Annotated in this window: 10 protein-coding genes; 2 read left to right on the plus strand and 8 right to left on the minus strand. The window is 60.5% G+C overall.

The features are described 5' to 3' along the window. Positions 1-132: 132 nt before the first annotated feature. Together ACRWA7_RS12980 and ACRWA7_RS12985 are read right to left on the minus strand one after the other, a co-directional pair. Positions 133-3,795, minus strand: a complete 3,663-nt coding sequence (locus ACRWA7_RS12980) for a DUF748 domain-containing protein (RefSeq protein WP_438391361.1) — start codon at positions 3,793-3,795, stop codon at positions 133-135. Between the two features lie 158 nt (positions 3,796-3,953). Beyond that, positions 3,954-5,480: a DUF1254 domain-containing protein gene (locus ACRWA7_RS12985; protein ID WP_438391362.1), complete on the minus strand. Its 1,527-nt coding sequence runs from the start codon at positions 5,478-5,480 to the stop codon at positions 3,954-3,956. Between the two features lie 414 nt (positions 5,481-5,894). Here ACRWA7_RS12985 and ACRWA7_RS12990 point away from each other — a divergent pair, with 414 nt between their 5' ends. Further along, positions 5,895-8,201: a heavy metal translocating P-type ATPase gene (locus ACRWA7_RS12990; protein WP_438391363.1), complete on the plus strand. Its 2,307-nt coding sequence runs from the start codon at positions 5,895-5,897 to the stop codon at positions 8,199-8,201. Here the strand turns inward: ACRWA7_RS12990 and ACRWA7_RS12995 are convergent. From ACRWA7_RS12995 to ACRWA7_RS13010, 4 genes are read right to left on the minus strand one after another with little or no spacing between them, the layout of a single operon-like run. Beyond that, a complete protein-coding gene (locus ACRWA7_RS12995) occupies positions 8,135-8,632 on the minus strand; it encodes a thioesterase family protein (protein ID WP_438391364.1) in 498 nt (165 codons plus the stop codon). The two genes, ACRWA7_RS12990 and ACRWA7_RS12995, sit on opposite strands and share 67 nt — an antisense overlap. 8 nt (positions 8,633-8,640) lie before the next feature. Beyond that, entirely contained in the window at positions 8,641-9,588 is a 948-nt protein-coding gene (locus ACRWA7_RS13000) for an L-carnitine dehydrogenase (RefSeq protein WP_438391365.1), read from the minus strand. A 53-nt stretch (positions 9,589-9,641) separates the two neighbouring features. Then, entirely contained in the window at positions 9,642-10,571 is a 930-nt protein-coding gene (locus ACRWA7_RS13005) for a 3-keto-5-aminohexanoate cleavage protein (protein ID WP_438391366.1), read from the minus strand. A gap of 14 nt (positions 10,572-10,585) precedes the next feature. After that, positions 10,586-11,542 carry a choline ABC transporter substrate-binding protein gene (locus tag ACRWA7_RS13010; RefSeq protein WP_438391367.1) on the minus strand — a complete coding sequence of 319 codons (957 nt, stop codon included), beginning with the start codon at positions 11,540-11,542 and terminating at the stop codon, positions 10,586-10,588. Positions 11,543-12,466: 924 nt separating this feature from the next. Between ACRWA7_RS13010 and ACRWA7_RS13015 the strand changes: the two genes are divergently transcribed. Beyond that, positions 12,467-13,465, plus strand: coding sequence for a GlxA family transcriptional regulator (locus ACRWA7_RS13015; protein WP_438392782.1), 999 nt, complete (start codon positions 12,467-12,469; stop codon positions 13,463-13,465). Between the two features lie 21 nt (positions 13,466-13,486). Here ACRWA7_RS13015 and ACRWA7_RS13020 read toward each other — a convergent pair whose 3' ends face one another. Both ACRWA7_RS13020 and ACRWA7_RS13025 read right to left on the minus strand, forming a co-directional pair. Next, positions 13,487-14,635 carry a porin gene (locus ACRWA7_RS13020; protein ID WP_438391368.1) on the minus strand — a complete coding sequence of 383 codons (1,149 nt, stop codon included), beginning with the start codon at positions 14,633-14,635 and terminating at the stop codon, positions 13,487-13,489. 275 nt (positions 14,636-14,910) lie between these two features. Then, positions 14,911-15,861: a choline ABC transporter substrate-binding protein gene (locus tag ACRWA7_RS13025; protein WP_438391369.1), complete on the minus strand. Its 951-nt coding sequence runs from the start codon at positions 15,859-15,861 to the stop codon at positions 14,911-14,913. Positions 15,862-15,885 lie beyond the last annotated feature (24 nt).

Genomic DNA, 15,885 nt, shown 5'->3' on the forward strand with positions numbered 1-15,885 from the left:
TAATGAGATGAGTGTAGCGCGGATTGACGAAAATGCCATGAACGACGCGCTTCGCCCTATGCCATATGACAGCGCCGGATTTTCAGCGCACGCCTAAATAATCGCGCTTCTCCAGGCGCTTCATAAACACCGTTATTGCAGGCCGAAATCCACGCGTGTGGGCGCGCCTTTATCCTTGATGCCGTCGGCGTTCATATGCGGCGACACGATGAAAATCCGCTTGCTGTCGATTTTCCCATCGAAGTATGCCTTCACCACCGACGCCCGTTTTTGCGCCAGCGCGCCAAGCGCGCCATCGTCAATCGGCGCGTTTGCCGCCAGTGCCGCTTTCATGTCGGCATCGGGCAAAGTCTTCGTCAGGCCGATCATGTTGCGCGGCTTCTTGAAGTCGGCCTCCTTGTACGCTTTTGTCAGGAACTTCGTGTATTCGTCGGTGGAAAGAGAAACGGTCGACGGGCTGATGTTCGGGTTGTCGTCGCTGGAATCCTTCATTTTCGCGAGGCGAACCTGGCGGTCGACGTACGCCGCGCGCAGGCCGGGTTCATCGACGGCCGGATCGACCCGCGCCGACAGATCCATCTTGACGGACGGTTTGTCCGCCAGCGCCTTTGCGATCGTGTCGAGCTTCTGCTTTGCGGCATCGCTGAGCGTGGACGAACCCGGATCGAATTCAACGTAACCGAGTTCCTCGGCGCCCTTGCCGCCGCCGAACGCATTCGCGAGCAGCGAGAACGGCGCGGTCACCGCGCGCTCGAGCAGGTTGACGATAGCCGTCCACACCAGCGCGCCGACCGAGAATTCCGGATTCGACAGCGAGCCGGAAATCGGGATGTTCACATCAATTTCGCCGCGCGAATTCTTGAGCAGCGACACCGCCAGGCGCACCGGCAATTTGGTTGCGGTGGTGTTGTCCACGTGATCGCCGAACGTGAGCTGATCGATGAAAAGATGGTTGTTCGCCGAGAGTTTGTCGTCGGCAAGCTGGTAGTGCAGATCCACGTTGAGCTTGCCTTTGGTGATCGGATATCCGGCGTATTTCGTGGAATACGGTGAGATGTTGGGCAATTCCACGTCGTGCGCGCTCGCGGTCAGATCCAGCGACGGTTTCGCGATCAGCGGATTGACTTCGCCCTTGATCGATACCGGCCCGTTGGCGTTGAGTTTCGCGGCGACGTCGACCGGCGCGGACACGTTCGAATGTGTGCCGAATGCGCCGATGGTGCCCGTGATCGCGACCAGATTCGCGGTGAAATTCGGCTTAATGAAGTTGTCGGTGTAGGTCACGCGGCCGTTTTGCAGCACGAGCTGGCCGAACCGCAAATTGGGCATGGGAGACGCCGACGCTGTATTGGGCACAACCGGCGCCGAGGCCGCTTGCGCGGGCTCGGCAGGCGTCTTGTCCTTCGCCACCACATCGCGCAGATTCAGCTTGCCTTGCGCGTCGAGCAGCACGCGGCCGTAAAAGTTGGCGAATGTGACGCGCGCGGCTTCCACGTCGGCGCCCTTCTCGTCGTAGCGCGCGTTCAGCTTCGTCAGGCCGAGCAGCTTCCATCCGGCAAGCGGCTGGGAACTCACCCGGTCGATCAAGCGCACGTTCGACAACGATACGTCACCCTTGTAGCCAGCCTTGAGCGTGCGTCCTGCGCCGGAGAACGACGCGTCGCCGTTCGCGCTCAGCAGCGCGCTCGACAGCGAGGCGTTCAACGCGCCGCCAAAATACGGCTCGAACGCCGATGCATCCAGTTGGCTTGCATCCAGATGCAGCGCGAGGCTCAGCGGCTTGATTGTCAACGTGCCCGCCGTCGCAAGTGCGCCCTTGCCGTTCATGGTCAGCTTGCCGTCCACGGCGAGCGGCTTCGTGAGGTCGTCGGTGACTTGCTTCACGCTGACCTGAAGCGGCGCGATATGAAGCTTCACCGGGCGCGGCGTGGTTTCGTCCGTGAAATCGGCGGTACTGTCATTGAGCGACACCTGGGCGATCTGGTAACGCCACGCCGGGCCGGCCGCGTTGGCCTTTTCGACCTTGCGCGTCGCGCTCGCTTCGGGCGCGGTTTCATGGGGACCGGCGAGCGCCGCAAGATCGATGCTGCCGTCTTTCAGGCGTTTTGTATTGATGGAAAGACCGTTCAGCGTCACGCTTTCCAGAGCGGCGGTGCGCGCGGCGACGTCGATTTTCGTGATCTTTGCTTGCGCGGAAGCCAAGGCAACCGGCGCTGTATTGACAGTTGGAACGAGTTTCAGCGACTTGAGCGAGACGTCGCCAGCGCCAACCTGGAGCGCAAGCTCGGGCTTCGACCAGTCCACCTGGAGCGGCAAACTGGCGCTGAGCGCGCCGTCCGACACCCGCGCGGCCACCGCATTCGCCATGTAGGGTTGCAGCGGCGGAAGCGGCAAGTCGTTGAGCGCGAATTTGGCGTCGGCGTTCTTGCCGGCCAGTGTGAATCCGCCCGATGCCGCGAGCGTTCCGCCGTGATCCAGCGCGGTTTTCAGCGTATAGCGCGCTGGAGGTTTGCCGAGCGTCGAGAAATCATCGAGCGTTATATCCAGCGCCTTGAGGCCGAGTTGAGCAGGTTGCGCCATCAGGCTGTCGTCGAAAGCGATCTGGCCCTGGTCGATCGCAACATGCTTGATCGATATATCGAGTGGTCGCGTTTCTGCTGCGGCCTTGGTTTCGGCGGCCGGGGGATTGGCAGCAGGTTGGCCGCTCAGTTTCTGGAAGTTGAAGGCGCCGGCTTTATCGCGGGAAAGCTTTACATCCGGTCGGGCTAATTTTATCTCCGACAATTGATAAACATTGCGCAGCGGCTCCAGATTCAACGCGTTCACATGCAAAGACTGCGCGGCGAACAGCGGCGCATTCTCCTTGTCTGTCACGGCAATATCCGCGAGGTCGGCCGTGCCCTTGATGCGCACAACGGGCGCATTGCCATTGAGTGAAAAGCTCACGTCGAGATCGGTCGAAAGCCGGCCGCCTTTCACCGCGACCGGCAGCGAAGCCGGCGCGTACGAGAGCATTTTCGGCACGTCAAGGCCGTCGAGCTGCAGCGCGATCTCCGATTCGCGGGACTCGGCGAACGGCTTCGTGCGACCTTTGATGGACAACGGCGAGCCGTCGATGCGCGCCTGCAGCGACGGCGTCACGAACAACTCGGTTGTGGACGGAAGGTTTGCAATGAACGGAATCCCGACCGACCACTGATCGATCACGTGCTGCGTTTTGAGCATCCGGTCATCGAAATCGATGCGCCCGTTCGCGATCCGGATATTCGATACCGAAAAACGCGCGGGTTTGTCGGAAGGCGTAGCGGACGGTTTCGAAAACTTCTCGATGAGATCCGAGAAATTGAAACGCTGCGCATCGAATCGGACGATATGAAAGCGCGGCGAATCGATCTTGAGTTCGTTGATCACCGGCGCGAGCCGGAACAGCGACGACCACGAAGGCAGCACAACCAGCCGTTCAATATCGATGAAATCGCCGGATTGAGCATTAGCCGCGAGATTGCCCTTCGCCTCGCAAATGTGCACGCGGTCGGCTTCGAGGCTGAGCGTATAGGGATTGAGCGCGATACGGCCAATGCTGGCCGGACGGCCTAGCTGGGTGGAAATCTGCTGCTCGGCAATGTGACGAATGAGCGGCGGAGCCGCGAAAAAACCCAGCAACCCGATCACGATGACAGCAATCACGAGGCCGATCGTGATTCGGCGGGTGCGGCGCGACTGGGCTACCGCGTTTGCTCGATCGATCAGGCCACGGCCGGCGGATGTCAGGGAAGTCTTGTTCAGGCTTGCCATGCGGGCCTCACAGCGCGGTCATGCGCTGGAACACCGCGCGTGACCTGGGGAAACGGAAGACCCGAGTATACGACGCGAAAGCGTCAAATTGAATCCGCGAGGGTAGCTACGATTTGCCGCGCGGTGAGATTTCTCCCACGCGAGCAAACCGCAATTCCTTACTGTCGAACGATCGCCGGGGGCGCCCACGCTCCCGAAGTCGCCTCGGGTTTCGGTGCATAGAGACGCAGCATCAACTGGAAGTCGCCATCGGGCGCGGGCAACCAGTTCGACGCACGCGCCTTGCCGGGCGAACTCGCCGAAACGATCACATCGGTCGAGCCATCGCGATTCTTCTTCAGGCGGTCGCGGTCGTTTAGCGAAAGGCGCAAGGCTTTGTCGTCGATAAGCGCGCCGTCCGCCGTGTATGCGGTCAAGGTCCAGAAACCGCGCACCGGCGGCAACTGGTTCGGCGCGAAATGCAGCACGTAGGTATTCGCGCCGTTGAGCGTGTGGTCGTCGCTGTCCGAAACCGCGACGGGCTTCACTTCGCCGTCTTTCGTGCCCGTGCCCGGCTGACGTTTGGTGAGGAACGCCCGCAAGGTGTAATCGGTGTCGTAATGGCCGACGGCGTCGCCGAACCACACCCAGCCGTTGCGACTCAGCGCATTGGAGGGCACCGTGTCCACGCGCCCGCGGCCATCGGCGAGACCGGCCGCGAGCAACGCCGAATCCGATGCGCGGAACTGCACCGGCTCGCCCGCTTTCACGCCCAGTTGCGCCAGCAGGCTCACGGCATGCGGATCGTCGGGAGCAGGGGGATTGTCTTCCATTGCCTTGGCTAAACGGCTGAAGAAAGCGGTGGCATCCAGCGAATCGGCCTTGTCGCCGCTCGGAACCACGCTCGGCGTGTTGGCCGTCACGTTTGGCCACGCGCTGCCGGCGGTGGCGGGGCTGGTTTTATCGGCGGGAGGCGCGTCTATGCGCATGGCGGTCTGCAGCTTGCGAGCCTCGCGCACGTCGCGCTGACCGTTCACCCGCACCCGAATCGATAACCACACGTAACGCGTCGGCGTTTCCACGCGCGTGACGCCTTCAGGCAGCGCGCCGGTATAGCCTTTCGGGACGAAAACGAGTTCGCTCGTGCGTTCGGCCGCGGCACGTGCAGCGCGTGCGGCCTTGCCATGCGGTCTGGCCGCGGGCGGCACGGACGTGTCGGACGTGGCGTCGACGCTCGAATAGATCACGTTGGTCCAGGCATCGAAGGCGCGTGCATCGAAATAGCGGCCGCGCAATTGGCCAGAACCCACGGATTGCATGGACGGCAACGCAGGCAAGGAAACCAGCACCGGTCCACTCGATACATCCAGCCAGGCAGTCGATTCCAGCGTATCCACGCTGGGCCGCCCCGCTGCACCGACCGGCGGCAACGCGGTGACGTGCCGCAAGGTGTTCACCGGCGCTTGTCCGGGCTTCGATGCATCTCCGCCCGTGGCTTTTTCACGCGCCAGATCGGACGCCACCAGCGGATAACCAAATACGTAAGCGTCGGCGATCTGGTCCTTGCGCCAGCCATCCCCGCTCGCCGCCACGGGCGCCTGTGTTGCGCACCCGCCCAGGATCGCCAGGCTGCACAAACCGGCGACCATCCAACGTGCCCCATGCAACGGAAACAACGGAACTGCCCAGCGTCGGTTATTTTTCATTCGAATTAGGTCTATTTAGGCTTTTTTACTTCGTTCGGCGCGCACGCCGGCTGGTCCTGGAATCACGTCCTGCGGGTCCGCACGCCAAGGCTCAAGCTATCTTGAAAACGCGTTTTATCTTATCCAATGAGCTTAGGCAAGAAGCGCGTGACAATGCTCGAAAATAAGTCTGATGTTTATAAAAAACTGCGGCTTTTTGGCAAATTCGAAACATGGTTTTCAACCGCCTCACTTTAGAACCGCCGATAAGTCCGCAGCGCGTGATCGCCCCATATAGTGCAGGTTTTTATGCACGTGCTGCGGCAATGACGGGCAAACTCTCTTGAAAATACACCTTGACCTTCCAATCATTGGAATGTCGATACTGGTTTCATCGGCTGAAATTTGCGGCCAGCATTGGAACGGGAAGTCTTTATGTCTGCTAGTCCAGGTCAAAACGTTGGCGCTGTATCGGATACCGCATTGAATACCGCGGAATTCGCCATTGGCGGAATGACGTGCGCGTCGTGCGTGCGGCGCGTCGAAAAGGCGCTCGCCAAGGTGCCGGGCGTGGAACAGGTATCCGTGAATCTCGCCACAGAAAAAGCCACGGTTTGCGCCGAACCTTCCGTTTCTCGCGACCAGCTTCTTGCCGCTGTCACGAAGGCGGGCTATGAAGCCACGTTTATTGAGCCGGAATCCGCGCCGGCCGCCGCGCCCGCCCATAGCGGCGAACTTGCCGCGGTGGTCGTGTCGGCGCTGCTGACGCTGCCGCTCGTCCTGCCGATGCTCGGGATCGACCTGCATCTTGGCGTGTGGATATCGCTGGCGCTCGCGAGCATCGTCCAGTTCGTGCTCGGCGCGCGGTTTTATGTCGGCGGTTTCAAGGCGGTCCGTTCCGGCGAAGGCAACATGGATTTGCTCGTCGCGCTGGGCACGTCGGCGGCGTGGGGTTTGAGCGTGTACGAACTGTTCGCGCATCCCGGCGAAACGGCGCATCTCTATTTCGAGGCCGCGGCGGTCGTGATCACGCTCGTGCGCTTCGGCAAATGGCTGGAGGCGCGCGCGAAACGGCAAACGACCGATGCCATCCGCGCCCTCGACGCGCTGCGCCCGGAGCGCGCGCGTATTCGCGATGCCGTGACCGGTCAGGAACGCGAGGTCGCGCTGGCCGAAGTGCGTCATGGCGACATGGCGATCGTCCGGCCCGGCGAACGGATGCCGGTGGACGGCGTGATCCGCGAAGGCCGCACGCATGTGGACGAGTCGCTGATTACGGGCGAAAGCTTGCCGGTCGCGAAGGAAACCGGCGCCCACGTCACGGCGGGATCGATCAACGGCGAAGGCGCGATTGCCGTCGAAACGACCGCGACCGGCGCGGAAACCACGCTTGCACGGATCATCCGGCTGGTGGAATCGGCGCAAGCAGAGAAAGCGCCCATACAGCGGCTGGTCGACCGGGTATCGGCGATCTTCGTGCCGGTCATTCTGGTGATTGCGCTCGTGACGCTGATCGGCTGGCTGGCTATGGGCGCGGGCGCTGAAACGGCCGTGCTGAACGCGGTCGCGGTGCTTGTGATTGCCTGTCCGTGCGCGCTCGGCCTGGCGACGCCCGCTGCGATCATGGCCGGAACCGGCGTTGCGGCGCGTCACGGCGTGCTGATCAAGGATCCGCAGGCGCTGGAAATGGCGCATCGGATCAGGATTGTCGCCTTCGATAAAACCGGCACGCTGACCGTCGGCAAGCCTTCGATGACCGAATTCGACGCGGCCGACGGCGTGGACAGGAAGGAAGCCCTGGGATTGGCCGCGGCCGTACAGCGCTTGAGCGATCACCCGCTGGCGCGCGCGGTGGTGGCTGCCGCCGACGCAGAGTCGATTCAACCAGTCGGCGCAAGCAATGCGAAAGCGGTCGCGGGACGCGGCGTGGAGGCGCACGTGGGTGAACGCCTGAATGAGCGCCGGCTGGCTATTGCGAGCGCGCGCTGGCTGGAGGAATTGCAGCTTGCCGCGCCGGATGCGCTCGCCACGCGGGCGGCGGAACTCGAAAAGCTCGGCAACACGGTGTCGTGGCTAGTGGACCTGGGCGCTTCGCCGGATGCCACGGCCCGCGTCCTCGCACTGCTTGCGTTCGGCGATTCGCTGAAACCTGGCGCGCGTCAGGCTATCGCCCGGTTGAACGCAATGGGCATCCAGAGCGTCCTGCTCACCGGCGACAACGCGGGCAGCGCGGCAAACGTTGCACACTCGCTTGGCATGACGCCGGACGCCGTCCACGCGCACATGCTTCCCGCCGACAAGGCGCGCGTGATCACGGAACTGAAAGCGCGTGCAACGGGCACGGTCGCGATGGCCGGCGACGGCATCAACGACGCGCCCGCGCTCGCCGCCGCCGATATCGGCATTGCAATGGCAACCGGCACGGACGTCGCCATGGAAGCGGCTGGCATTACGCTGATGCGCAGCGACCCGGTACTCGTGGCCGACGCCATCGACATTGCGCGGCGCACGTATCGCAAGATCCAGCAGAACCTGTTCTGGGCGTTCGTCTACAACCTGATCGGCATTCCGCTCGCGGCGTTCGGCCTGCTCAATCCCATGCTTGCCGGCGCGGCGATGGCGTTCTCAAGCGTAAGCGTGGTGACGAACGCACTGTTGTTGCGAACGTGGCGCGCTCAGGCGGGACGTGCCGTGGCGGAAGCGCGCGATCCCGAAGGCAAGCCGATCACGCGCCCGGCGTAACGCGGCTCCGTGATCGAGCCGGCATGCATTGCTTCAATGCGGCCGGCAATGTCCGTATCGAAGACAGCCGATTTTGCGCCGCCAGTCATGTCGACGTGAAGAAGCATTTGCTCGCTCGCCGCAATGGGCTCCGCGCCGTCGCCCTCGTACATCTCCATGTAGAGGTGAACGCGCTTGGCATCGAACGCAAGCACCGATGCTTCCACGCGAACCGCCGCGCCCTCCTTGATCTCGTGCAGATAATTGATGTGCGCCTCGAGCGTGAACAGCGAGCGCTTGCGCGACGCGCGCCCCGCCTCGTCGAGCCCGATGCGGTCCATGAATGCGTCGGTGGCGAAGCTGAAGATCAGCATGTAGAACGCGTCACGCAAGTGCCCGTTGTAGTCGACCCACTCGGGCTTTACCGTGTCGCGATGGATGATCGTTGGCATTGGCGTATTCAGTTCGTGATGCCATGGCGCGATTTTGCTTCGGCTATTGCCGTCAGCACGCTCGTAATACAGTCGTCGCGATAACGTTCCAGTTGCTTGATCGAATGCGGACCTTGCTGATCCGCCGTGCCTTCCACTACGCGGTCGATGAGTTCATCGGTGAGCTTGGGTGCGACGAGCTTGGTCCAGGGCAATTCTAACGCCGGGCCGAACTGCTGCATGAAATGACGCATGCCGGCTTCGCCGCCCGCGAGCGTGTAGGTCAGAAACGTGCCCATGAACGACCAGCGGATACCTGCGCCAAAACGAATGGCATCGTCTATTTCACCGGTCGTCGCCACGCCCTCGTTCACCAGATGCAGCGCCTCGCGCCAAAGCGCCTCGAGCAACCGGTCCGCGATAAACCCCGGCACTTCTTTGCGAACCCGCAACGGCCTCATGCCGATGGATTCATAGAATGTGGACGCGGCTTTCAACGTGTCTTCCGAGGTCTGCTCGCCGCCCAGGACCTCGACCAACGGCAGCAGATAAACCGGATTGAATGGATGACCCACAATGCAGCGCGACGGATCCTTCGCGCTGGCGTAGAAGTCCGTTGGCAGCAAGCCCGAAGTGGATGACGAGATGATCGCTTCGGGCTTCGCCGCCTTCGATACCCGCTCGTGAAGACTCAGCTTCAGGTCTTCGCGCTCGGGCGCGCTTTCCTGAATGAAGTCCGCGTCAGCCACGCATTCCTCGACCGTTTCGACGAACCGCAATCTTTCCTTCGACGCCCCTTCTGCAAGCCCGACGCGCTCAAGCGCGGGCCACGCATTCGCGACGTTGTTCCTCAATTGTTCCTCGGCGTCCGGCGCTGGGTCCCACGCGATCACATCCAGTCCGTGCGCCAATGCTCTTGATACCCATCCGCTTCCGATCACGCCAACGCCCAATGCAGAAAACTTCCTGACTTGCATATAACGGATTCCTTAGTAATTTCGTTTTATTCAATTTTGCGTTGATCGGTCGTTCAGGCAAATTGTTCGATCTTCCGGCGCTCCAGCAATCGCTCGCCGCGCGCGGGCAAGTTCAGCTTTTTGCGGCCTTCGGCCGGCGTCAGCGCACGGCCGCCCAGACGCTCGATGATTTCAACCGCACGCTGCACGAGCGTCCCGTTGCTCGCATGCACGCCGCGGTCCAGATACAGGTTGTCTTCCAGTCCAACACGAACGTGACCGCCCAGCAGCATGGCTTGAGCGACCATTGGCATCTGCATGCGGCCAATGCCGAATCCTGCCCAATGCGCGCCCGCGGGCATGTTGTCGACCATTGACTTGAACGTGCCGACATCCGGCGGCGCGCCCCATGGAATGCCCATGCAAAGCTGAAACAGCGGGGCATCGTCGAGCAAGCCTTCCTTTTGCATTTGCCTGGCGAACCAGAGATGGCCGGTATCGAAGATCTCGAGTTCCGGCTTCACGCCAAGCGCCTGAATACGTTTTGCGCCTGCCCGGAGTTGTGCGGGCGTCGATACATAAATGGTGTCGCCATCGCCGAAATTGAGCGTGCCGCAATCCAGCGTGCAGATTTCCGGCAACAGTTCTTCCACATGGGCAAGGCGTGTCAAACCGCCGACAAGATCGGTCGCGGCGCCGAATAGCATCGGCGATTCTCCGCCGCCGATTTCCAGATCGCCGCCCATGCCCGCCGTGAGATTGATGATCACGTCCGTGTCCGATGACCGGATCCGGTCCACGACCTCGCGATACAACGCCGGATCGCGGCTGCCGCGGCCAGTTTCTGGATCGCGGACATGGCAATGCGCCACGGTCGCGCCCGCTCTCGCCGCCTCGATCGCCGCTTCCGCGATTTGCTTGGGCGTGACCGGGATTGCCGGATGTTTGCCGATGGTGTCGCCCGCGCCCGTTACTGCACACGTCACGATTACTTCGTAGTTCATGTCACGCCGTCCTTTCAAAGGCCAAGATATTGCTTGACTGCCGGCAAGCCATCCTTGCCGTCAACTGTTTTGACGCCTGCAAGCCATGCATCGAGCACTTGCGGATTTTTCTTCAGATAGGCCTTCGCCGCGTCAGTCGGGCGCTCCTTCGCCATTACTGGAATCATCAACTGGTTTTCGAGTTGGGTTGTGAATCGCAGGTTCGATACGAGCTTGCCGGCGTTCGGGCAACGCGTCAGGAAGTCCGGATTTGTCAGTGTGTAGACGCGTGCTTCGCCGTAGTTGGGGCCGAATACTTCGTCGCCGCCGGCTAGATAATTCATCTTGACCTGGATGTTCATGGGATGCGGTTCCCAGCCCACGAACACGACCCATTTCTTGTCGCGAACCGCGCGATCGACGGTCACCAGCATGCCGGCTTCGCTTGATTGGACGAGTTTGAAGCCGCCGAGTCCGAACTTGTTGGTATCGATCATCTTCTGGATTTGCGCGTTTGCGCTGCTGCCCGGTTCGATACCATAGATCTTGCCGTCGAGTTCGTCCTTGTGTTTCGCGATGTCCTGGAATGTTTTCAGGCCTGCGTCGTATTCATAGCTCGGCACGGCGAGCGTGGCTTTCGCGCCGGAAAGATTGGGCGGGTCGAGTTTGTCGATGGCCTTCGAGTCGATGAACGGCTGGACCACCTTTTCCTGCACGGGCCACCAGTATCCGAGCGATACATCGATTTGTTTGCTTTTGAGGCCTGCCAGCGAGATGGGCACGGACGCGACCGTGACTTTCGGGTCATAGCCCAGGCCCTGGAATACGACTGATGCCAGCGCGGTGGTCGAGGTGATGTCGGTCCAGCCGATGTCGACGAAACGTACCGTATGGCAGGTTGCGTCTTCCTTGCTCTGGGCAGATACGGCGAATGAGGTCAGCGCGAAACACAGGCAGGCGAGCAGCTTTTTCGTGGCCGGGGAAGTTGGCATGGGGTTGGGTTCCGATTGGAAGCGATGAGGGTTTGGGCTTGGCTTGGCTGGGTTTGGGTTTGGCCCTGATCGACCATGGGCTAAGGTACTGCCGCAGAATACCGCTGAGGCGACCGGTTGCGACCCGGTTTTGACTATATGCGACCGGGGAGTCGTTCGCACTGTACGGGGGAGGTGGGTGGGGTCCTGCTTTTTGCGCCTGCGCGCGTTCGCTGTTCGTTGGTCCTCTTTAGCACTATTAGCCACTGTCCGTGGCGGGACTTCATTTCTTTTTCCAACGGCGAAAAAGAAACGAAGCAAAGAAAACGCCTTTCAACCGCTAATTTTTAAAGAGACCAAGCGTGCACGTATATCTGCTTGGGACTTCAAAAGAACGCTCAGCGCATAACTCCGCACAGTTGAAACCCTCCCGCTCCGTCCACGGTTACCCACACGCTTCGCCACCAGTGTAAGTAGCCGTCAACGGGAAAGCGCGGCGCGCGCGCCGCGCTTCGCGCGACGGGGTGTTCGGCCGAACTGGTTCTGTGGGTTATGTGCTTGCCCGAGAGCGCTGGTGGCGAAGCGTGTGGATGTAGGGGTCCGGAGGGGGAGGGTTTCAGGTGTTGGTGGTTATGGCGTCGAGGGTTCTTTTGAAGTCCCAAGCAGATGTACGTGCACGCTCGGGACACTTAAGAATTAGCGGTTGGAAGGCGTTTTCTTTGCTTCGTTTCTTTGTCGCCGTTGGACAAAGAAATGAAGTCCCGCCACGGATAGTGGCTAACAGTGCTAAAAAAGATCAACGAACACGGAACGCGCGAAGCCCCAAAAAGCAGGACCCCACCCCCCAACCCCGTACAGTGCGAACGAAACCCTCCGGATCATTCCCCATTGCGCCAGCATTTTCCACTTGCTACTGTGCCCGGTCAGATCAAAAAAGCCCCCTCAATGCCACCGCCCGAAGACTTTCATTTCCTGCTGCTCCCGGAGTTCTCATCCATCGGCTTCATGTCGGCGATCGAACCCCTTCGCGTGGCAAACCGCTTCCGCGGCGATCTATACCGTTGGCATATTCTAAGCATCGACGGTGGCCCCGTCTGCGCCAGCAACGGCATCTCCCTGAACGCCGAAAGCGCCCTGGCAGACGTCAAGTCAGCCAAAAACGTCATCGTTGTAGCCGGGTTCAATCCCCTCAACCGCTACACGCGTGAACTCGGCGATTGGCTGCGCAACATGGACCGCGCCGGCGCAACACTAGGCGGCATAGATACAGGAAGCTTCATACTGGCCGAAGCCGGTCTCCTCCAGCACGAACGCGTCACCCTCCATTGGGAAGCGGCATCGGCATTCCAGGAACGCTATCCGTCGCTGGCGGTCAGCCAGGAACTGTTTGAAATCGACGCGCGCCGCATCACCTGCGCAGGCGGCACAGCGTCGATCGACCTGATGCTGGATCTGATCGGCCGCCGGCACGGAGCGGAACTCGCTGCTCAGGTATCCGAACAGTTCGTACTCGGCCGGATCCGGCAACGCTCCGACCATCAGCGCATGCAGATCGCGGCGCGCTATGGCATCCATAATCGCAAGCTGATTCAGGTAATCGGCGTAATGGAACAACACATGGAGGAACCGCTTTCGCCCGACGCACTGGCCGAGGAAATTGGCGTGACGCGGCGCCAGCTTGAACGCCTGTTCTGCTCGGCGCTGAAAGATACGCCAACGCATTTCTATCTCGGACTGCGCCTCGCGCGCGCCCGCGAATTGCTGCAGCAAACCGACATGTCGATCACCACGGTCTGCGTGGCCTGCGGCTTCGAATCGCCATCGCATTTTTCGCGCACTTACCGCACGCGCTTTGGTTCCAGTCCACGACAAGACCGCACTTCGCCACGCGCGACGGCCCCGTTTCCGGAAGCCGCCGTGGTTGAACCAGTCACGGTCGTCTAAGCCGTTCTACACGTAACCGCTTTAGAACGAGTGACGCAAGCCAATACGCACATCGCTCTGCGTATTTGAGGTCGACGGCGTGAAGCTATATCCAATCACCGCATCCACTCCGTTCGACGCCCTCAGGTAGTCGCCCGAAATATAGACATCGGTGCGCTTGGACAAGAGGTAATGCAGTGCGAGCGAACCCATGTTCCACTTGTGACCTTCGAACGCCGTGTATTGATACCCGCCGTACAGAATCAGCGCCGGCGTGAAGTTATACGACGCGCCACCCTCGCCCACGTGCATGTGCGACGACTGCCCAAAACCCTTGATGGTGGTGTACGTATAGTTGCCGAGCACCATGAGGTTGCCGAATGCATACGATGACCCAATGCCGAAGGTCGCCTGACTGTCGACCGCAAGCGGCGTGCTGCTGAACAGGTCGTTGACCGCGCCCGTCGCCGGATCCACGGTCGCAACAGTCTGGCCGAGGAAGGTCTTCGTGCCGATCATCGCGTACGGATCGAAGGCGTAAATGCCGTTAGGATTGTTCAGGCGCGTGTACGCGGTGCCAACGGTGAAATTGCCATGTGCGTAATGCGCGCCCGCGCTATATGCGCTCTGCTGATGGAAGTTGCCAGCAACGTTGCCGAACGAATACATGCCGCCGAATGTGAGACCGTTGATATCGGGCGACATGTACTTGATCGCGTTCGGCAGACGGTCGCCATTCATGCGGTCGAAGTCGCCCTGATGGATCGCATAGCCGCTTGCAAAGGCAGAGATGTTGTAGCCTTCCATAAACTCGTTGGTCATGTCGAGCTGATTGCCAAGCGATATTGTTCCCCACTGACTTTGCAAGCCGACATACGCCTGCCGTCCAAACTCCGCGCCGCCAAACGCGTACCGGCCCGTGCCAATGTGAAAGCCGGATTCAAGCGCGAAGATCGCCTTCAATCCGCCGCCGAGATCCTCCACGCCTTTGAAGCCCAGCCGGTTGCCATACGAAATGCCGTCCTCGAACCTGAAGGCGTGCGAGCCGGCCGTGTTGTTCACGTAGGTGATACCCGCGTCCAGAATGCCGTACAGCGTCACGCTGCCTTGCGCGTGAACCACGGCGGGTGCGGATACGGCGCCCGCACTCAATGCAAGGGCCGCCAGCTTTGCGGCATGTCGCTTATTCATTTGTTGATTCTCCCTGATACCCGTGTTTGCTTGTTTCGAAGGGCTAAGCAAGTCCCGCGCTGCCAGGGCGAAACCGCCCTAAGGCCGGCATCGCGCAACGCCTCTCGCTCGATTTTTATTGCAGAAACTGGCTTGGTACGGTGATCTGAAGCCTATGACGCTGGTGCGTGCCGGTGACTCTTCCGGTCCGGCACCAGCCATGCAAAAGTACGGGTCCATATTTACAGCGGCTCGACGGTTTGCGACCAAAACCTGCCCAATGGCGACGTATGTTGTTATTTGGATCCAAGCGCCGTTTGTACGGCTTGCAAACCATTTCCTCCTGTGGCCGTGGTCACACCATCGAGCCACGCCTTCATGATGTCCGGATTGCGCTTGAGCGCCGCAGTAGCGGCGGTATCGATGTTGGTCTTGTTTTGCAGTACATCCGTAATGATGCCGTTCTCAAGGTCCACGTTAAACGTCATCTGCCTGAAGAGGCGTCCTACATTAGGGCATTCGCCGATATACCCCGTGCGCGCAACCGTGTTCACCGTCGCACCGCCGAAGTTCGGGCCGAAGTATTTATCGCCACCGTCGAGGTAGGTGAGGTGGAATTTTGTGTTCATCAAGTGCGGTTCCCAGGCAAGGAACACGATCCATTTCTTGTCGCGTACAGCGCGCTCGACCTGCGTCAGCATGCCGGTTTCGCTGGACTCAATCAACTTCCATCCTTCGAGTCCGAACGCTTTTTCATCGACCATTTTCTTGATGTTCTGGTTGGCCGGCGCGCCCGGCTCAATGCCATAGATCTTGCTCTCGAACCTGGCCGCGTTCTTCTGCAAGTCCGCGAACGTATGAACGCCAGCGGCCGCTACATAATCAGGAACCGCAAGCGTGAACTTGGCGTTCGTCAGGTTTGGATGCACCACTTCAATGGACTTCTCATCAATGAAGGGCTTTACCAAAGGTCCTTGTGCAGGCATCCAGTTGCCAAGAAACGCGTCGATCTGCCCTTTCTTCAAGCCCTGGTAAGTGATCGGCACAGAAAGATTTGCGACGCTTTGCTTGTAGCCCAACGCTTTCAGCACCACTCCCGCCATGGCGTTGGTCGCGTCGATGTCAGTCCAGCCCGGATCCGCCATCTTTACCTGCATGCAGCTTTGAGGCTCGGCCGCAATCACCGCGCCAACAGAGCCTAAAAGCGCTGCGATGCAGAATAGTGCTTGTTTCAAGGGCTTTTTCATGGTCGATTCCTGTGGTTGTGTGTT

It is taken from the genome of Caballeronia sp. DA-9 (assembly GCF_051615025.1).
GTDB lineage: Bacteria > Pseudomonadota > Gammaproteobacteria > Burkholderiales > Burkholderiaceae > Caballeronia > Caballeronia sordidicola.

Coding starts and splice junctions, on each gene's coding strand:
- ACRWA7_RS12980 (WP_438391361.1), bottom strand. CDS start 3,795: ATGGCAAGCCTGAACAAGACTTCCCTGACATCCGCCGGCCGTGGCCTG.
- ACRWA7_RS12985 (WP_438391362.1), bottom strand. CDS start 5,480: ATGAAAAATAACCGACGCTGGGCAGTTCCGTTGTTTCCGTTGCATGGG.
- ACRWA7_RS12990 (WP_438391363.1), top strand. CDS start 5,895: ATGTCTGCTAGTCCAGGTCAAAACGTTGGCGCTGTATCGGATACCGCA.
- ACRWA7_RS12995 (WP_438391364.1), bottom strand. CDS start 8,632: ATGCCAACGATCATCCATCGCGACACGGTAAAGCCCGAGTGGGTCGAC.
- ACRWA7_RS13000 (WP_438391365.1), bottom strand. CDS start 9,588: ATGCAAGTCAGGAAGTTTTCTGCATTGGGCGTTGGCGTGATCGGAAGC.
- ACRWA7_RS13005 (WP_438391366.1), bottom strand. CDS start 10,571: ATGAACTACGAAGTAATCGTGACGTGTGCAGTAACGGGCGCGGGCGAC.
- ACRWA7_RS13010 (WP_438391367.1), bottom strand. CDS start 11,542: ATGCCAACTTCCCCGGCCACGAAAAAGCTGCTCGCCTGCCTGTGTTTC.
- ACRWA7_RS13015 (WP_438392782.1), top strand. CDS start 12,467: ATGCCACCGCCCGAAGACTTTCATTTCCTGCTGCTCCCGGAGTTCTCA.
- ACRWA7_RS13020 (WP_438391368.1), bottom strand. CDS start 14,635: ATGAATAAGCGACATGCCGCAAAGCTGGCGGCCCTTGCATTGAGTGCG.
- ACRWA7_RS13025 (WP_438391369.1), bottom strand. CDS start 15,861: ATGAAAAAGCCCTTGAAACAAGCACTATTCTGCATCGCAGCGCTTTTA.